Here is a 19493-nt window from a genome sequence, read left to right as displayed (position 1 = left end):
GAGGTCAGCAGGCGCGGTTTGAAGTCAAGGGAGGGCCAATGCATGCGCGGTTTTCAGATCCAGGGTGGAGGGTGATTTTGCTCCCAACGGTTTCAACCGCAATGCCGCTGAATTGGTCGGCGCGCGTCTCCCTGTTGGGTCAACGGTACGTCTGAGGCAGACGCGGGGCGATGCGACCCGATCGGATGTCGTGCAGAACCGGACCCCAGAACAACACGGCCAACAACAGAGCCAGGGGCACGCTCGTGACGTAGCCCCAGGTCTTGAAGCCCACGGCACCGACCACGCCCCCAATGAAGAAGCAGCCCACCAACGTGAGGTGAATGCGCAGCTTTCGGCGGTTTGCCACAATCTTGGTCGGGGCATCCGCCCCGTTGAAATACAGCAGCTTGCCCAATTCGATGCCGATATCGGTCACCAGGCCGGTGACATGGGTGGTGCGGATCTCCGCATTCGATATCTTGGTGATCAGTGCGTTCTGCAGACCCATGATGAAGCACAGCAGCAGCACGGTCAGGGGAATGAAGAGGCCCGATGACAGGTTGATTGCCGCCCCGAACAACCCGAAGACCAGCAACAGTCCTGCTTCGACGACGAGAGGGCGGGCGAAGGCGCTGCGCAATTGCCGCCGCAGGCTCCAGTTGACCATCCACGCGGTGGTGACGGCCCCGCCGACGAAAGCCAGCAAGGCCACCAGCCCCGCCAGTGCCAGCCGGAGTTCGCCCAAGGCGAGATGGTCCGTGATCGACGACAGCATGCCCGTCATGTGTGACGTGTATTGCCCGACGGCCAGAAAACCACCGGCGTTGATGGCACCGGCAACAAAGCTGAGGCTGGCTCCGAGCCGCAAGTTGACCTGGGCGGATCGGTGGCTGTCGGTCCACCAATGGGGGTGATGGGCGGGATGGGGAAAAAGCATGGGTCGGAGCCGCCATTTCTGCTGGGCCGGGGGGCCGGCACACACGGTGGCGAGCCTTGATTCTAGGCCTCGCCCTGACTGCTCGGTCGCGTGGCAACGGGTGGGATCGCCGAATCGATATCAGCCTGTCCTCGCCAGGGAGACTGCTACAGTCGACAAAAAATCAGAGGTCAACGAGTGTGAACATCCTGCGCTTGTGTCTGGTGTTGCTGATGCTGGCGGGTCTGGCGGCGCCTGCCAGCGCGGAGGGTCGCCTCTGGGATTCCGGCGACACGCTCACCGGACAGGTCCTGGTCGACCCTTCGGGACAGATGGGGCCGGATGAAGCCCTGAATCGTCTGCGCGCAGGAGCGGGCCAGAACTATTCCCCGAAGGTCTTTTATCCCACCAGCGGTTCGACGGCAGTGTGGTTTCTGCTGGACGTGCCCGCACAGCAAAGGGCGTCCTCCGTGCTGCTGATTCCGTACCCGGGCCTGAACTCGTTGCGCCTGTACGAGGCGGGCAGCGGCGGCACGCCCTGGCGGGTGCTCGCCGCAGGCGATGACCTGCCCGTGGCGAACTGGGCCGTGCCTCACCTGTTTCCAGCCATGCCGCTTGAAGCGGCAGACGGAGCCGGACGCGCGCTGCTGCTGCGGGTCCAGAACTCGCATCCGGTGACCTTCCCCTGGCGCATCGAGGAGCGAGCGGCGTTCGATGCCCGCCATCAACGCCTGGTGCTGGTGCTGGGCATGTATCTCGGGCTGGTGGCGCTGGTGGTGATCCTGGCTGCGACCAATGCTTACACCCTGCGGGAGCCGGTGCACGCGGTCTACGCCTTCCATGTGCTGACACTGGCGTTGACGCAGAGCACGCTCACCGGCGTCTCCGGCCTGTTTTTCTGGCCGGACAGCCCGCGCTGGAACGATGCCTCGGCCACGGTGCTGCCGATGTTGAGCCTGGCGGCGGCTGCCTGGTTTGTGCGCACCGTGGTGTCTCCGCCGCCGCGGCCCTGGCTGGGCTGGCTGCTGTGGGCTTATGCCGCCGTGGCGGTGATCCTCGCGATCTCGTTCGGCACGCTGGGGCGCGACCCGGTGTTCCGGCTGGCCAACTACTTTTTTCTGGCGGGCATTCCGCTGCTGGTCGGCACGTTGGTCTGGCATGCCCGGTTCCGGTCGGTCCATGGCTGGTGGCTCGTGGCCGGGCTGTCGGCCTTGTTTGCCGGGGCGATCTTCACGGCCATGCGCAATCTCGGCGTGTTGCCGATGAACACGGTCACCCAGTACGGGGCGCAACTGGGCGCCGCGGTCGAGATTCCGCTGCTGATGATCGGCCTGTACCTGCGCAGCCGCGACCGGCGCGATGCGTTGGTGAGGCGCGCTGCGCTGCAGACCCGCGATCCGGTCACCGGGCTGGCCAACGACCGGGTCACCCGCGAGCGCGTCGACCATCTGGTGGAGCGGCTGGCGCTGCAGCCGGGCAGTGCCTGCGTGATGCGGGTGCGGGTGGGCAACCTCAGGGACATTTTCAACGCCCACGGCATCCAGATCATGGCCGGCGCCACCTTGCATGCGGCCTCTTGCCTGGCGTTGATCACCCGCGAGGGCGACACCACCGGGCGGCTGAAGGACGGCGATTTCGTGCTGATCTTGGAGCGGCCCCTGACCGAAGAAAAGGCGATGCAGGAGGCGGCCCGGGTCGTTGCACGGGGATTGGCCTACTCGAAGCGCCTACCGCCGGAGGTCACGATCCGCTTCCACATCGCGCTGAGCCTGACAGCACAGACCGCGGGCCACGGCGACCGGCTGCTGGATGGACTCGGCGCGCTGCTCAACGAGATTGCACGGGCACCGCAACGGGTGATCCGGATCGCGCCGCCGTTCAGTGCACCCGCATCCCGGGCTGGGCTCCCGGCCAAGGGTTGAGCACGTAGATGCCAGGGGCGGTTTTTTCGTCGGCATGGCTGGCGGCCAGCACCATGCCTTCACTGACACCGAACTTCATCTTGCGCGGCGCCAGATTGGCCACCATCACGGTGAGCTTGCCGACCAACTCCTCGGGCTTGTAGGCGCTGGCGATACCCGAGAACACGTTGCGGGTGCGACCCTCGCCGACGTCCAGCGTCAGGCGCAACAGCTTGGTCGAGCCCTCCACCGCCTCGCACGCGACGATCCGGGCGATGCGAAGGTCGATCTTCGCGAAGTCGTCGATGGAGATGACGGGCGCGATTTCCTCGCCGCCCGGCAGGATCTTTTCGGGCTCCGGCGCAGGGGGTGCCTCGAAGAGCGCGTCCAGCTGCTTCTGCTCCACGCGCTGCATCAGGTGTTTGTATTCGCCGATGGCGTGGCCGGCGGGCAGGCGTTGCGTGGCCGAATCAAACGTCAGCGGCGCCACATTCAGAAACGCCTCGACCTGAGCGGCCAGCGCCGGCAGGACCGGCTTCAGGCAGGTCGTCAGCAGCCGGAAGGCCTGGATGCAGGTGGTGCAGACGTCGTGCAGGCGCACCTCCATCCCGGACTGCTTGGCCAGCTCCCAGGGCTTGTTCTGGTCCACGTAGGCGTTCACGCGGTCAGCCAGCAACATGGTCTCACGCAGCGCCTTGCCGTACTCGCGTTCGGCATAGAGCTCGGCAATCGCCGGCAAGGCGTCGTGCAGGTGCTCCAGCAAGGCATCGCCGTCGGCCGACACCTCGCCGAGCAGGCCGCCGAAACGCTTGCTGATGAAGCCGGCCGAGCGCGAGGCAATGTTGATGTACTTGCCCACCAGGTCGGCGTTGACGCGCGCCATGAAATCCTCGGGACTGAACTCCACATCCTCGTTGCGGCTGTTGAGCTTGGCGGCAATGTAGTAGCGCAGCCACTCGGGGTTCATGCCGAGCGCCAGGTACTTCAGCGGATCCAGCCCGGTGCCGCGGCTTTTGCTCATTTTTTCCGCATTGATGGTCAGGAAGCCGTGCACGAAGACCGAATTGGGCGTCTTGCGGCCGCTGAAGTGCAAAAGAGCCGGCCAGAACAGCGTGTGGAAGGTGACGATGTCCTTGCCGATGAAGTGGTACTGCTCGGTGGCGGGGTCGGCCATGAAGGCTTCGTAGTCCAGGCCGATCTTGCCGAAGAGGTTCTTCAGCGAGGCCAGGTAGCCGATCGGCGCGTCCAGCCAGACGTAGAAGTACTTGCCCGGCGCATCGGGAATCTCGATGCCGAAGTAGGGCGCGTCGCGGCTGATGTCCCAATCGGCCATTCCGTGGCCGACCACGCCGTCGGCGTTCTCGGTCGGCAGCAGCCACTCCTTGATCTTGTTGTAGACCTCGGTCTGCAGGTGGCCGCTGCCCTGCGTCCACTGCTCCAGGAATGCCACACAGCGCGGATCGGACAGCTTGAAGAAATAGTGCTCCGAGTGGCGCAGCTGCGGCGTCACGCCGCTGAGCGCCGAGTAGGGGTTTTTGAGTTCCGTCGGGGCATAGACCGCCCCACAGTTCTCGCAGTTGTCGCCATACTGGTCCTTGGCGCCGCACTTGGGGCATTCCCCCTTGATGAAGCGATCGGGCAGGAACATGTTCTTTTCGGGGTCGAAGAACTGCTCGATGGTCTTGGTGGCGATGAGTCCTGCGGCCTTCAGGTCGCGGTAGATGGCCCGGGCCAGTTCATGGTTTTCCACTCCGTCGGTGGAATGCCAGTTGTCAAAGGCAATATGGAACCCGTCCAGGTAGGGCTTGCGGCCGGCGGCGATGTCGGCCACGAACTGCTGAGGTGTCTTGCCGGCCTTTTCGGCGGCAATCATGATCGGCGCGCCGTGCGCATCGTCGGCGCAGACGAAAAACACCGTATGGCCCTGCATGCGCTGGAACCGCACCCAGATGTCGGCCTGGATGTATTCCATGATGTGGCCGATGTGGAAATTGCCGTTGGCGTACGGCAGCGCGGTAGTGACGAAAAGCTGCCGTGCGGCGGGCTTCGGGGGCGTGGGGGACATTGCGTGCTTTTTTCTAGGGGAATCCCGGATTTTATAAGTTGTGGCTAAACTGCGCGCCACTTCCCTCGTTTCTCCGAAAGATCCCTGAATGGCCACACCAGACCAACTGCTGCAAGCCCTGCAAACCGTCGTCGATCCCAACACCGGCACCGATTTCGTCACGACCAAGGCACTCAAGAACCTTCAGGTCTCGGGCGGAGATGTCGCCTTCGACGTGGAGCTTGGCTATCCGGCCAAGAGCCAGATCCCGGCGCTTCGCCGGGCCTTGATCGCCGCAGCCAAAGGCGTCGCCGGCGTGGAGAACGTGTCGGCCAACGTCACCCAGAAGATCGTGGCCCATGCCGCCCAGCGCGGCGTGGCCCTGCTGCCGCAGGTCAAGAACATCATTGCGGTCGCTTCCGGCAAGGGCGGCGTGGGCAAGAGCACGACGGCGGTGAACCTGGCGTTGGCCCTGGCGGCCGAGGGGGCCTCGGTCGGCTTGCTCGACGCGGACATCTACGGCCCCAGCCAGCCCATGATGATGGGCATCGAAGGGCGCCCCGAGTCGTCCGACGGCCAGACCATGGAACCGCTGGAGAACCACGGCGTGCAGGTGATGTCGATCGGATTCCTCGTCGACAAGGATGAGGCCATGATCTGGCGCGGTCCCATGGCCACTCAGGCGCTGGAGCAGCTGCTGCGCCAGACCAACTGGAAAGACCTGGACTATCTCATCGTCGACATGCCCCCCGGCACCGGCGATATCCAGCTCACGCTCTCCCAGCGCGTGCCCATGACCGGCGCCGTGATCGTGACCACCCCCCAGGACATCGCGCTGCTGGACGCCCGCAAGGGCATCAAGATGTTCGAGAAGGTCGGCGTGCCGATCCTGGGCATCGTGGAGAACATGGCCGTGCACGTGTGCAGCCAGTGCGGCCACGTGGAGCACATCTTCGGCGCGGAAGGCGGCAAGAAGATGGCGGCGGAATACAGCATGGACTACCTGGGCGCGCTGCCGCTGGACATCCAGATCCGTCTGCAGGCCGACAGTGGCAAGCCCACGGTGGTGGCGGACCCTGACGGCGAGGTGGCCGGCATTTACAAGGCCGTGGCGCGCCAGGTGGCCATCAAGATCGCCGCCAAGGCCAAAGATTTTTCTTCGAAGTTTCCGGCGATCAAGATTTCGAAGGATACGTAAGGGTTGGAGACTGATTTCTAAGGGAATTTGGCCTCTTCCCAGCGTGGGATGGTCGTTGTTTGCTATCCATTTTTAGTTTTTCTTGAGGCCGGTGGCCGGGTCTCGGCCCGGCGGCCGACTCACTTTTGGCGAAACCCGCCATGCGGGTTTTCTTTGTTGGCCAAAGGCGCGCTGCACGCGCGGGGTTTGCTCACTTTGCGCAGCAAAGTTACGCAAACACCAAAAGTAAGCAAAAGAAAGGCGAGCCGGGCGTCCGGTCCGCTGCGCGGTGCCTTGCGCTGCTCGAAACCGGCGGGAGGCTCAGAAACTCGGGCCTTTGGCCCTCAGACATCTGAGCCTCTTGATCCGCCGGCTTCTGCGCTGCTCAGCCCGGCCGCAACGGCATGGGGAGGAACATCCGGACATCCTGACATCCAGCAGCCAAAAAGCCAGCCGGACACCGGCTCGCGCGGCTTCTAGGGCCAGCGCCTCCAAAGTCGCGTCGTGAGAAATCCGCCCGGTACAGGCGCGCTGCGGCACCCGGTTTTCTTCCCACGCCATTATGCGGAGGCGAGTAGCGCAGATATGGGCGGATCAGGGCTGGCGTTGTCTGAGCGAAGCGAGTTTAGCCAGCCCCCGCACAAATCGAGCAACGCAGCATGCCCGTAGCGCAGCGAAGGGACGACGCATCCGGCTCGCCTTTTCTTTGCCTACTTTCTTTTGGCGAAGCAAAAGACAAGTAGGTCGCCCGCCGGGGCGAGACCCAGCTTGTATCAAAACCCGGCCAGACTACTTAAATAAAAGTAGCAATCCAGGACCATCCCACGCTGGGAATACTCCCAAGAATCTCAATTTCCTCCCGCAGCGGCTGCCCGCCCGGCCGCTCGGGCTCAAAGGCCGGCCGCTTCCTTCTCCCGCAACCTGAACCGCTGAATCTTGCCCGTCGCCGTCTTCGGCAATTCGCTGACGAACTCGATGAAGCGCGGGTATTTGTACGGCGCGAGGTGTTCTTTCACGAAGGCCTTGACCTCGGCCTCGGTCAGCGACTGGCCGGCTTTCAGGACAATGAAGGCCTTGGTCTTGATCAGGCCGTCGGTGTCCTGCTTGCCGACCACCGCGCATTCCAGCACGGCCGGGTGCTGCATCACCGTGGCTTCGACCTCGAACGGCGAGACGTAGATGCCGCTGACCTTGAGCATGTCGTCATTGCGCCCGGCGTAGGTGTAGTAGCCGTCGGCGTCGCGCGTGTACTTGTCGCCGCTTTTGGTCCATTCGCCCTGGAAGGTGTCGCGGGACTTGTCACGGTTGTTCCAGTACATCAGCGCCGAGCTCGGGCCCTTGACGTACAGGTCGCCGATCTGGTTGGGGTGGGTCACCACCGCGTGGTTTTCGTCGCGCAGCTCGATCTCGTAGCCGGGCACGGGCTTGCCGGTGGTGCCATAGCGCACGTCGCCCGGCCGGTTGGACAGGAAGACGTGCAGCATCTCAGTGGAGCCGATGCCATCGATGATCTCGCAGCCGAAGTGGCGGGTCCAGCGCTCGCCGATGTCGCGCGGCAGCGCCTCGCCGGCGGACGAGCACAGACGCAGGCGGACCTGGGATTTCGCGGGCAGATCGGGCGAGGCCAGCATGCCGCCGTAGCCCGTGGGCGCGCCGTAGAACACCGTGGGTTGGTTTTCCGTCAGACGTTTGAAAGTGGCCTGCGGTGTCGGCCGCTCGGCCATCAGCAGCACGCTGGCGCCCACGCTCAGGGGAAAGGTCAGCGCATTGCCCAGGCCGTAGGCGAAGAACAGCTTGGCCGCCGAAAACACCACGTCGGACTCGCGCAGGCCCAGCACGTGGCGCCCGTACAGCTCGGCGGTCCAGTACAGATTGCCCTGGGTGTGGACCGTGCCCTTGGGCTTGCCGGTGGAGCCTGAGGAATAGAGCCAAAAAGCCGCCTCATCAGCCAGGGTGTCGACGGGTTTTGCCAGTGGCGGGTGGCCGCTGACCAGAGCCGCGAAATCCACCGCGCCTTCGGGCAGCGCCGCGGCAGGGCGGGAAACGACCAAGGCCTTGAGTTCGTGCGGCCCCTGCGACATGGCGGCCTGCAGGGTGGGGAGCAACGCGCCTGACACCAACGCAGCCTGGGCGCGGCTGTGGTCCAGCATGAAGGCGTAGTCCTCTGCGGTCAGCAAGGTATTGAGTGCCACTGGCACGACGCCGGCGTACAGGGCGCCGAGAAAGGCCACCACCCAGTCGCAGCTGTCGTGCATGAGCAGGAACACCCGGTCCTCACGGCGCAGGCCCAGGGACTGCAGGCCGGCGGCCATGCGCTGCACCTGCTCGGCCAGCTCGCCGTAGCACAGGCTGCCCAGGTCATCGGTCAGCGCGGTTTTGGCGCTGCGGGCCGCGTTGAGGTCGATCAGGTGCCGGGCGAAGTTGAACCGGGCGGGCGGTGGCAGGACATTGGCGTGCATGGTGTGGGTTCCGGTGCGTTTCAACAGGCGGCTGAGCGGGCTGCATGCATGCTCAGCGGGCATGAACAGGTCAAATAATTCAATCAGAGCAGCCCCAGGCGCCTGACTTCCTTGTATAAATGCATTATTGTGCGTCTTACGATAATATGCATTAAAGTGCATGTCAAGCACAACAAGTGAATGCGAGCCCCGGGGTTTTCCCGGTCGCCAAGGTGGCTGGAGTGCATGCGAGATGACAACAGAGTGGATTGATCAGGGTGAAGTGGCGGCCGAAGCGCAGGCCGATCCGGCCATGGCCGTGGGCGAGCCGCGCAACCCCTTTCTGGTGGCACTGGGCGAGCGGGTGCGCACCCTGCGTTCGCGTCAGGGCATGACCCGCAAGGCGGTGGCGCGAGCGGCGGACGTCTCGGAGCGCCACCTGGCCAACCTCGAATACGGCACCGGCAATGCCTCCATCCTGGTGCTGCTGCAGGTGGCGCAGGCGCTGCACTGCACGCTGGCCGAATTGCTGGGCGACATCACCACCTCCTCGCCCGAGTGGTTGCTGATCCGCGAATTGCTGGAGCACCGCAGCGAAGCCGACCTGCGCCGGGCCCGCCAGGCATTGGCCGAACTGCTGGGCGCCGGCGGCGATGCGCGGGCGCGCCATGCCCGCATTGCCCTGATCGGTTTGCGCGGTGCGGGCAAGAGCACGCTGGGCAAGCGCCTGGCCGATGACCTGGGCTACGCCTTCATCGAACTGAGCCGCGAGATCGAGAAATTTGCCGGATGTGGCATCAGCGAGATCCACAACCTCTACGGCGCGCACGCCTACCGTCGTTACGAGCGACGGGCACTCGAAGAAGCGATCCAGATCTACCCCGAGGTGGTGATCGCCACGCCGGGCGGGCTGGTGTCGGATTCCGCCAACTTCAACCTCATGCTGTCGCACTGCTTCACCGTCTGGCTGCAGGCCGATCCGGCCGACCACATGTCCCGCGTCGCCGCGCAGGGTGACCTGCGCCCCATGGCCGGCAACAAGGAGGCGATGGAAGACCTGAACCGCATCCTGGAAGGGCGATCGGCCTTTTATTCCAAAGCCGATCTGGCCTTCAACACCAGCCAGTACGCGCTGGACGACTGCTTTGCCGCCCTGCGAGCCCAAGTGCGCAAGGAACTGGCGCTGCCCGCCTGACGCGGCCCGGCGAATAAAACTGGAAGATGCATAAAAATGCATTTGACAGGCGAAAGGACATGCATTATTATTCATATCACTGCAGCCCGCTGCACTGATTGAGTCCCCACTTCTTCCCAACCTTTCCCGTCAGGAGCCCGCCATGTCGTCGAACCCGATCGTTGAATACCAGACCAGCCCGTCCCAGTACAAGCACATCAAGCTGGCCTTCGAGGGCGCCATCGCGACCCTGTTCATCGACATTTCCGAAGACGGCGGCATCCGCCCCGGCTACAAGCTCAAGCTCAACTCGTACGACCTCGGTGTCGACATCGAGCTGTATGACGCCCTGAACCGCATCCGCTTCGAGCACCCCGAAGTGCGCACCGTGGTGGTCACCAGCGCGCGTGACCGCACCTTCTGCTCGGGCGCCAACATTTTCATGCTGGGCCTGTCCAGCCACGCCTGGAAGGTCAACTTCTGCAAATTCACGAATGAAACCCGCAACGGCATCGAGGACTCCAGCCGCCATTCCGGCCTGAAGTTCATCGCGGCGGTCAATGGCGCCTGCGCCGGCGGCGGCTACGAACTGGCCCTGGCCTGCGACGACATCGTGCTGGTCGACGACCGCTCCTCCGCTGTTTCGTTGCCCGAGGTGCCGCTGCTGGGTGTGCTGCCGGGCACCGGCGGCCTGACCCGCGTCACCGACAAGCGCCATGTGCGCCATGACCTGGCCGACATCTTCTGCACCACGTCCGAAGGCGTGCGCGGCCAGCGCGCCGTGGACTGGCGCCTGGTCGATGCCATTGCCAAGCCGCAGCAGTTTCAGCAGGTGGTGCGCGAGCGCGCCGAGAAGTTCGCGGCGCAGAGCGACCGCCCGGCCAACGGCAAAGGCGTTGCGCTGACCCCATTGGCGCGCACGCTGGACGGCGACCGCGTGGCCTACGAGCACGTCACGGTCGAGATCGACCGGGCCCGGCGCTCGGCCACCTTCACGGTGCAGGCCCCCGCGGGTGCCCAGCCCGCCGACATTGCCGGCATCGAGGCCGCCGGTGCCGCCTGGTGGCCGCTGCAGATGGCGCGCGAACTCGACGACGCCATCCTGCACATGCGCACCAACGAGCTGGAAATGGGCACCTGGCTGCTCAAGACCAGCGGCGATGCCGCCGCCGTGCTGGCCTCCGACGCCGTGCTGCTGGCCAACAAGGACCACTGGCTGGTGCGTGAAACCATCGGCCTGCTGCGCCGCACGCTGGCCCGCCTGGATGTGTCCTCGCGCAGCCTGTTCGCGCTGATCGAAGAAGGCTCCTGCTTCGCTGGCACGCTGGCTGAACTCGCCTTCTGCGCCGACCGCGCCTACATGCTGGTCCTGCCGGACGACACCGAAAAGGCGCCCCGCTTGACGCTGAGTGAGATGAACTTCGGATTCTTCCCGATGGTCAACGACCAGTCCCGCCTGCAGCGCCGCTTCTACGAAGAAGCTGCACCGCTGGAAGCCGCCCGCGGCGCCATCGGCCAGGCGCTGGATGGCGACGCCGCGCTGGCCCTGGGCCTGGTGACGGCCGCACCGGATGACATCGACTGGGCCGACGAAGTGCGCCTGGTGCTGGAGGAGCGCGCGGCAATGTCGCCGGACGCGCTGACCGGCCTGGAGGCCAACCTGCGCTTCAGCCAGAAGGAAAACATGGCCACTCGCATCTTCGGCCGCCTGACCGCCTGGCAGAACTGGATCTTCCAGCGCCCCAACGCGGTGGGCGAAAAGGGCGCGCTCAAGGTTTACGGCAAGGGCGAGAAGGTCGCCTTTGACATGAACCGGGTCTGATTCAACTGTTGTGCCGCAGGTTTCCCGGTGGAGCCGGCGGCAACCGAACTGGAGTCCACCGTTGATCGTCAACACCTCAACCGACCAGGAAGCCCCATGAGCACCATCAACTACAGCGAGAAGATCCCCAACAACGTCAACCTGAGCGAAGACCGCACCCTGCAGCGCGCGCTCGAGCAGTGGCAGCCGAACTACCTGCAATGGTGGGGCGACATGGGCCCGGACGGCTCGCAGAACTTCGACGTCTACCTGCGCACCGCCGTCAGCGTGGACCCGCAGGGCTGGGCTCAGTTCGGCCACGTGAAGATGCCCGACTACCGCTGGGGCATTTTTCTGAATCCGGGCGAGACGGACCGCAAGATTCATTTCGGCGACCACAAGGGCGAGGCCGCCTGGCAGGACGTGCCCGGCGAACACCGCGCCAACCTGCGCCGCATCATCGTGACCCAGGGCGACACAGAACCCGCCTCCGTCGAGCAGCAGCGCCACCTGGGCCTGACCTGCCCCAGCCAGTACGACCTGCGCAACCTGTTCCAGGTGAACGTGGAAGAGGGCCGCCACCTGTGGGCCATGGTCTACCTGCTGCACAAGTACTTCGGCCGTGACGGCCGTGAGGAGGCCGAAGCGTTGCTGGAGCGCCGCAGCGGCAACGAAGACAACCCGCGCATCCTGCAAGCCTTCAACGAGAAGACGCCGGACTGGCTGAGCTTCTTCATGTTCACTTACTTCACCGACCGCGACGGCAAGTTCCAGCTCTGCGCGCTGGCCGAGAGCAGCTTCGACCCGCTGGCCCGCACCACGAAGTTCATGCTGACCGAGGAGGCGCACCACATGTTCGTCGGCGAATCCGGCGTGGGCCGCGTCATCAGCCGCACCTGCGCGGCGATGAACGAGCTCAAGACCGACGACGTGAACAAGCTGCGCGCCGCCGGCGTGATCGATCTGGCGACGATCCAGCGCTACATCAACTTCCACTTCTCGGTGACGATCGACCTGTTCGGCGCCGACCAGTCGAGCAACGCCGCCGCGTTCTACAGCTCGGGCCTCAAAGGCCGATATGAAGAGGGCAAGCGCACCGACGACCATGTGCTCAAGGGCAACACCTACAAGATCCTGGACGTCGTGAACGGCCAGCTGGTGGAGAAGGACGTGCCGATGCTCAATGCCCTGAACGAAGTGCTGCGCGACGACTACATCAAGGACTCCGTCGGCGGCGTGGACCGCTGGAACCGCCTGATCGAAAAGGCCGGCATTCCGTTCAAGCTGACTGTGCCGCACAAGGCGTTCCACCGCAGCATCGGCACCCTGGCCGGTGTCAAGGTGGCGCCGGATGGCCGTGTGGTCTCCGAGCAGGAGTGGAACGCCAAGGTCGACGAGTGGCTGCCATCCAGTGCAGACCGCGCCTACGTCGCCAGCCTGATGGGCCGCGTGGTCGAGCCGGGCAAGTTTGCCAACTGGATCGCGCCGCCGGTCATGGGCATCAACCGCCAGCCGGTGGATTTTGACTACGTGCGTTTCAACTGAACGGCCGGTTGTCCACGAGCTTTGATCGGTAGCGTGCCCTGATTCCGCTGCAGGGTGTGGGCGTGTGCCGCCGCTCATGTCCCCCGACCTGAGGCATGCGCCTCAGGTCTCCTCCTTGACTTCGCTCTGGCACACGCCCACACCCTGCAGCTGCGAACGTGATGGATTGCAGGTCCATCAATACGCGGCGCAGGATCAGGTGGTTGGGGTGTGCTGCGCAGTGAGGTCAAGGAGGAGGCCGAAGGCCGGGGGACACGAACGAAGCAGTACGCCCCAGCCGCCTGATCCGTCCACCCAGCCAACCGATCCTGCAGTAAAGTAGTCCCAAGAAATGAGAGGCATAACATGACCGAGGCCGTCATCAAGCAGCACCTGATCGACCCTGAAATCTGCATCCGTTGCAACACCTGCGAGTCCATTTGCCCGGTCAGCGCGATCACGCACGATTCGCGCAACTACGTGGTGGACGTGAGCAAATGCAACTGGTGCAACGACTGCATCTCGCCGTGCCCTACCGGCTCCATCGACAACTACCGCAAGGTGCCGCGCGCCAGGGCTTACTCCCTTGAAGAACAATTGGGCTGGGACGAACTGCCGGCCGAACTGTCCGTGGCCGAGCTCGCTGCGCTCGCGGGCGAAGCGGGTGACGACGCGGCGGCGGCTGCGCCGGCCGCCGAGGCCCTGGCGCCCGTGGCCGACCCCACTGGCCAGACCGCCTTCAACTCTGCGCAGTACGGCACCCTGCTGCCGCCCTGGTCTGCGGCGCATGCCTACACCAACCTCTACGGGCCCAAGGCGGCCGAGAAGACTGTCACCGCCACGGTGGCTGGCAACGTGCGCGTCACCGAGGTCGGCAAGGAGTACGACACGCACCACATCGTGCTGGACTTCGGAAGCATGCCCTTCCCGGTGCTGGAGGGCCAGTCGATCGGCATCATCCCGCCGGGCATCGATGCCGAAGGTCGCATGCACCATGCGCGCCAGTATTCGATTGCCAGCCCGCGCAACGGTGAGCGCCCGGGCTACAACAACCTTTCGCTGACCGTCAAACGCGTGCTGGAAGACCACCAGGGACAGCCGGTGCGCGGCGTCGGCTCCAACTACTTGTGCGACCTGAAGGTCGGCGACAAGGTGCAGGTGATCGGCCCGTTTGGCGCGAGCTTCCTGATGCCCAACCACCCGCGCAGCCACATCGTGATGATCTGCACGGGCACCGGCAGCGCGCCCATGCGCGCCATGACCGAGTGGCGCCGCCGCCTGCGTGCCAGCGGCAAATTCGAGAGCGGCAAGCTGATGCTGTTCTTTGGCGCGCGGACCCAGTCAGAGCTGCCGTACTTCGGGCCGCTGCAGAGCCTGCCGAAGGACTTCATCGACATCAACTTCGCCTTCTCGCGCACGCCGGGAAGTCCCAAGCGCTATGTGCAGGACGTGATGCGCGAGCGCGCTGCCGACCTGGCGCCGCTGCTGCAAGACCCCAACGCCTATTTCTACGTCTGCGGTCTGAAGGCCATGGAGGAGGGCGTCGTGATGGCGCTGCATGATGTGGCCCGCAATGCCGGCCTGAACTGGGAAGCGATCGGCCAGGCGCTCAAGCGCGAAGGGCGCCTGCACCTCGAAACTTACTGACCCCGTCGCGGGGCATGTGGCCCGGCCAACCCGGGCGGTGCATGCCCCTCGGCGAGGCATGTCGCCATGACCGCACCCACCATCCCCCTCGTCGAGCAGCCTCTGCGCCCGCTCGGGCGTGCCCGCGCCACACTCAAGGGGCGCCAGAGTGACGAGGCGGCCTTGCGCGAGGTGCGCGTGCTCATTGGCGCGCCACCCGAGGGTGGCCACCGGCGCGACCTGCTGATCGAGCACCTGCACCGCCTCAACGACGGGTTCCACGGCCTGTTCGAGCGCCACCTCGTGGCCCTGGCGGCCGAGATGCGCCTGCCCATGGTGGAAGTGTTCGAGGTGGCCAGCTTCTACCACCACTTTCAGATCCTGAAGGATGGCGCCACCGCCCCCGCACTCACCGTGCGCGTGTGCGTGGGCCTGAGCTGCGAGATGGCCGGCGCGCGCGAGCTGCTGGCGCGCCTGCCGGCGCTGCTGGGCGCCGACGTGCGGGTGGTCGAGGCGCCGTGCATCGGCCGCTGCGAACAGGCGCCCGCCGTGCTGGCCGGTCAGCAGGCCGTGCCGCACGCCACGCCGGCGGCCGTGGTGGCCGCGGTGAAGGCGCTGGGGGATCCGGACGTCCTGCCGGGCACCTCCGAAGGGCTTTCCACTGAGAAAATTGAAAAAATTAGCCATGATCCCAGCGCAGAATGGTCATTGACAGCTATTGAAACGATAGCGTACGACGCCTACCGCGCCGCCGGCGGCTACAGCCTGGCCGCGGCCGTGGTGAACGGCGAGCACGACCCCGAATCGGTGATCCAGGCGTTGGAGCACGCCGGCCTGCGCGGCTTGGGCGGCGCAGGTTTCCCGGCAGGGCGCAAGTGGCGCATCGTGCGCGAGCAGCCCTCCCCGCGCCTGATGGCCGTCAACATCGACGAAGGCGAGCCCGGCACCTTCAAGGACCGTTTCTACCTGGAGCGCGACCCGCACCGCTTTCTCGAAGGCGTGCTGATCGCCGCGCAGGTGGTGGGCACCGAGGCCGTCTACCTCTACCTGCGCGACGAATACCACGACTGCCGCCGCCTGCTGCAGCGCGAGCTGGACGCGCTGCAGGCCAACCCGCCGTGCCCGCTGCCTCACATCGAGCTGCGCCGGGGCGCGGGGGCCTACATCTGCGGCGAAGAGTCGGCCATGATCGAAAGCATCGAGGGCAAGCGCGGCGAGCCGCGCATGCGCCCGCCCTACATCGCGCAGACGGGCCTGTTCGGCCGGCCGACGCTGGAGCACAACTTCGAGACGCTGTACTGGGTCCGCGACCTCGTGGAAAAGGGCCCCGACTCCTTTGCCAATCACGGCCGGCACGGGCGCAAGGGCCTGCGTTCGTTCAGCGTGAGCGGGCGTGTGGCGCAGCCCGGTGTGAAGCTCGCACCCGCCGGCATCACGCTGCGAGAACTGATCGACGAATACTGCGGCGGCATGGCCGAGGGCCACGAACTCTATGCCTACCTGCCCGGCGGCGCCAGCGGCGGCATTCTCCCCGCCAGCCTGGCCGACGTGCCGCTGGATTTCGACACCCTGCAGCCCTATGGCTGCTTCATCGGCTCGGCGGCCGTCATCGTCCTCAGCCAATACGACCGCGCGCGCGACGCCGCACTGAACGTGATGCGTTTCCTGGCGGACGAGAGCTGTGGCCAGTGCACGCCCTGCCGCGTGGGCACGGCCAAGGCTGCGCGGCTCATGGAAGCCGAGCACTGGGATTCCGAGACGCTGGACGACCTGGCGCTCGTGATGGGGGAGGCCTCCATCTGCGGGCTGGGTCAGGCGGCGCCGAATCCGATCCGCTGCATCCACAAATACTTCCGCCACGAGGTGGGCGAAGCGCCCTGGCCCGGCGACCTGCCCAAACCCAAGGGCAAAGGCGCTGCCGCCCCGGTGGCCGCGCCCACCGCCCGACCGGAGCGCGCCCCATGAGCGCCCCAGCCAACGACCCCGGCATCACCTTCGAGCTGGACGACGAACTCGTCACCGCCCAGCCCGGCGAAACCATCTGGTCCGCCGCGCGCCGGCACGGTGTGCTGATTCCGCACCTGTGCCACAGCGACGGCCTGCGCCCCGACGGCAACTGCCGCGCCTGCGTAGTGGAGATCGAAGGCGAGCGCACGCTGGCCCCCAGCTGCTGCCGCACGCCGGCACCGGGTCAGAAGGTCCGCGCGCAAAGCCCGCGCGCCCGCAAGAGCCAGGATCTGGTGCTGGAGCTGCTGCTGGCCGACCTGCCCGAGCGGGGCCACAAATGGAACGACGGCCCGGTGGTCGTCGGCGCGCCAGCGCCGTCTCCGCAGTCCGGCCAACATGGCGAACTCAGCGCCTGGGCTGCGCGACTGGGCGTCAGGGTGCGCCCGGCGCTCACCGCATTGCGACGCGAGTCGCCCGCGCCGGACCTGTCACATCCCGCGATGGCGGTCAACCTCGACGCCTGCATCCAGTGCAACCGCTGTCAGCGCGCCTGCCGCGAAGCGCAGGGCAACGACGTCATCGGCCTGGCGTTTCGCGGCGCGCACACGCAGGTGGTGTTCGACCTGGCCGACCCCATGGGTGCCAGCAGCTGCGTGGCTTGCGGTGAGTGTGTGCAGGCCTGCCCCACCGGTGCGTTGATGCCCAAGTCGCTGAGCGGCTCTCAAAAGGTGGACCGCTCGGTGGACTCGGTTTGCCCCTTCTGCGGCATCGGCTGCCAGATCGCCTACAAAGTGCGTGATGAAAAAATCGTCGCGGTGGACGGCCGCCCCGGCCCGGCCAATGACGGACGCCTCTGCGTCAAGGGCCGCTTCGGCTTCGATTACGCGCACCACCCGGCGCGCCTGACGAAGCCACTGATCCGCAAGGCCGGCGTGACCAAGGACCCCGACCACCTGCACCGCGACCTGCACTGGAGCGAAGTCTTCCGCGAGGCCAGCTGGGACGAGGCATTGGACTTCGCGGCGGGCAAGCTCTTCGCCTTGCGCGACACATACGGCAAGAAGGCGCTGGCGGGTTTCGGCTCCGCCAAGGGCAGCAACGAAGAGGCCTACCTGTTCCAGAAGCTGGTGCGCACCGGCTTTGGCAGCAACAACGTGGACCACTGCACCCGCCTGTGCCATGCCTCCAGTGTGGCCGCGCTGCTCGAAGGCGTGGGCTCCGGCGCGGTGAGCAACCCGGTGCGGGACGTGGAGCATGCCGATTTCATCCTCGTCATCGGCTCCAACCCCACGTCCAACCACCCGGTGGGCGCCACGTGGATCAAGAACGCTGTGCGCCGGGGTGCCCGGCTGGTGCTGGCCGACCCGCGGCGCACCGACATTGCCCGCCACGCCTGGCGGGTGCTGCAGTTCCATGCAGACACCGACGTGGCCCTGCTCAACGCGATGCTGCACGTCATCGTCACCGAGGGCCTGATCGACGAGGCCTTCATCCGTGAGCGCGTGGACGAGTTCGAGGCGCTGAAGGCCAACGTGCAAGGCTACAGCCCCGAGGCCATGGCGCCAATCTGCGGCATTGCGGCTGAGACGATTCGCGAGGTGGCACGCGCCTACGCCACCGCCAAGGCCTCCATGATCCTCTGGGGCATGGGCGTGAGCCAGCATGTGCACGGCACCGACAACGTGCGCTGCCTGATCGCGCTCTCAAGCATCACCGGGCAGATCGGCCGCCCCGGCACCGGCCTGCACCCGCTGCGCGGCCAGAACAACGTGCAGGGCGCCAGCGACGCCGGGCTCATCCCCATGATGTACCCCAACTACCAGCGCGTCACCAACACCGAGGCCCACGACTGGTTCGAAGCCTTCTGGGGCCAGAAGCTGGACGACCAGCCGGGCTACACCGTGGTCGAGATCATGGGCAAGATCCTCGCCCCCGAGGCCGATCCCCACAAGATCCGCGGCATGTACATCATGGGCGAGAACCCCGCCATGAGCGATCCCAACCTGAACCACGCGCGCCATGCGCTGGCCAGCCTGGAGCACCTCGTCGTGCAGGACATCTTCCTGACCGAGACCGCGTGGCTGGCCGACGTGGTGCTGCCCGCCAGCGCCTGGCCCGAGAAGACCGGCACCGTCAGCAACACCGACCGCACGGTGCAGCTGGGGCACCAGGCCTTGACGCCGCCTGGCGACGCGCGCGCCGACCTGTGGATCATCCAGCAGATGGCGCAGCGCTTCGGGCTCGATTGGAACTATGAAGACGAGAGCAATTCAAGACCAGACGGCGCTGGGTATCACGGCGTGGAGCTTGTATTTGAAGAAATGCGCCAGGCCATGCACTCCGCCATCGAAGGCATCACCTGGCCGCGCCTGCTGCGCGAAGGCGCCGTCACCTACCCCTGCCTGAGCGCCGAAGACCCCGGCCAGCCCATCGTCTTTCACGCCCACTTCCCCACGCCCGACGGGCGCGTGAAGCTGGTGCCGGCCGACATCATTCCCGCGAACGAGCGGCCCGACGCCGAGTACCCCATGGTGCTCATCACCGGCCGCCAGCTGGAGCACTGGCACACCGGCAGCATGACCCGGCGCAGCGGCGTGCTCGATGCGCTGGAGCCTGCCGCCACCGCCAGCCTGCACGGCGACGACCTCGCCCGCCTGGGTCTGGCGCCCGGTGATGCGGTGCGCGTGGCCTCGCGACGCGGCGAGGTGGTGCTGACCGCGCGCCAGGACGACGGCACGCCACCGGGCACGGTATTCATCCCCTTCGCCTATGTCGAAGCCGCCGCCAACCTGCTGACCAATGCCGCGCTGGACCCGTTCGGCAAGATTCCGGAGCTGAAGTACTGCGCGGTGCGGGTGGCGCAGGCCTGATTGGTGCTCGTCCGCCCGCGCAACAGGCCTATGCGGCTCGCCTTGCCCCAGCCGAAGGGCTATCCCGGATGGAGAAACGCGCCGGGATGTCGC

General features: G+C 65.9%; 11 protein-coding genes. 8 read left to right on the top strand and 3 right to left on the bottom strand.

The window, feature by feature from the left end; translation table 11 throughout:
- Positions 1 to 139: 139 nt before the first annotated feature.
- Positions 140 to 919, bottom strand: coding sequence for a YoaK family protein (locus tag ACMUOY_RS12245; protein ID WP_413893007.1), 780 nt, complete (start codon positions 917 to 919; stop codon positions 140 to 142).
- A 179-nt stretch (positions 920 to 1098) separates the two neighbouring features.
- Between ACMUOY_RS12245 and ACMUOY_RS12240 the strand changes: the two genes are divergently transcribed.
- Positions 1099 to 2820, top strand: a complete 1722-nt coding sequence (locus ACMUOY_RS12240; RefSeq protein WP_413893006.1) for a 7TM diverse intracellular signaling domain-containing protein — start codon at positions 1099 to 1101, stop codon at positions 2818 to 2820.
- Here ACMUOY_RS12240 and metG read toward each other — a convergent pair.
- Positions 2777 to 4864 (bottom strand): methionine--tRNA ligase, encoded by a 2088-nt coding sequence (gene metG, locus ACMUOY_RS12235; RefSeq protein ID WP_413893005.1) that lies wholly within the window; start codon positions 4862 to 4864, stop codon positions 2777 to 2779. The two genes, ACMUOY_RS12240 and metG, sit on opposite strands and share 44 nt — an antisense overlap.
- An 88-nt stretch (positions 4865 to 4952) precedes the next feature.
- Between metG and apbC the strand changes: the two genes are divergently transcribed.
- Positions 4953 to 6041 carry an iron-sulfur cluster carrier protein ApbC gene (gene apbC, locus ACMUOY_RS12230; protein ID WP_413893004.1) on the top strand — a complete coding sequence of 363 codons (1089 nt, stop codon included), beginning with the start codon at positions 4953 to 4955 and terminating at the stop codon, positions 6039 to 6041.
- 869 nt (positions 6042 to 6910) lie between these two features.
- Here the strand turns inward: apbC and ACMUOY_RS12225 are convergent.
- Positions 6911 to 8479, bottom strand: coding sequence for a benzoate-CoA ligase family protein (locus ACMUOY_RS12225; protein ID WP_413893003.1), 1569 nt, complete (start codon positions 8477 to 8479; stop codon positions 6911 to 6913).
- 232 nt (positions 8480 to 8711) lie between these two features.
- On the opposite strand from ACMUOY_RS12225, the gene ACMUOY_RS12220 reads away from it, so the two are divergent.
- The 6 genes from ACMUOY_RS12220 to fdhF all read left to right on the top strand — a co-directional run bounded on the left by ACMUOY_RS12220 (position 8712) and on the right by fdhF (position 19400).
- Positions 8712 to 9653 carry a helix-turn-helix transcriptional regulator gene (locus tag ACMUOY_RS12220; RefSeq protein WP_413893002.1) on the top strand — a complete coding sequence of 314 codons (942 nt, stop codon included), beginning with the start codon at positions 8712 to 8714 and terminating at the stop codon, positions 9651 to 9653.
- Positions 9654 to 9795: 142 nt separating this feature from the next.
- Positions 9796 to 11454 (top strand): 2,3-epoxybenzoyl-CoA dihydrolase, encoded by a 1659-nt coding sequence (boxC, locus tag ACMUOY_RS12215; RefSeq protein ID WP_413893001.1) that lies wholly within the window; start codon positions 9796 to 9798, stop codon positions 11452 to 11454.
- 96 nt (positions 11455 to 11550) lie between these two features.
- A complete protein-coding gene (gene boxB / locus ACMUOY_RS12210) occupies positions 11551 to 12978 on the top strand; it encodes a benzoyl-CoA 2,3-epoxidase subunit BoxB (protein ID WP_413893000.1) in 1428 nt (475 codons plus the stop codon).
- Positions 12979 to 13323: 345 nt separating this feature from the next.
- Entirely contained in the window at positions 13324 to 14604 is a 1281-nt protein-coding gene (boxA, locus tag ACMUOY_RS12205; protein WP_413892999.1) for a benzoyl-CoA 2,3-epoxidase subunit BoxA, read from the top strand.
- A 66-nt stretch (positions 14605 to 14670) separates the two neighbouring features.
- On the top strand, positions 14671 to 16548 hold the full coding sequence (locus ACMUOY_RS12200) for an NADH-ubiquinone oxidoreductase-F iron-sulfur binding region domain-containing protein (RefSeq protein ID WP_413892998.1): 1878 nt from the start codon (positions 14671 to 14673) through the stop codon (positions 16546 to 16548).
- Positions 16545 to 19400, top strand: a complete 2856-nt coding sequence (fdhF, locus tag ACMUOY_RS12195; protein ID WP_413892997.1) for a formate dehydrogenase subunit alpha — start codon at positions 16545 to 16547, stop codon at positions 19398 to 19400. The genes ACMUOY_RS12200 and fdhF overlap by 4 nt, the downstream gene beginning before the upstream one ends.
- Positions 19401 to 19493: the final 93 nt, after the last annotated feature.

This window comes from Candidatus Skiveiella danica (genome assembly GCF_022705245.1).
Classification (GTDB): Bacteria; Pseudomonadota; Gammaproteobacteria; order Burkholderiales; family Burkholderiaceae_C; genus Skiveiella; species Skiveiella danica.
Note: the sequence above shows the minus strand (reverse complement) of the source record. Positions and strands in the feature narration are given on the sequence as shown.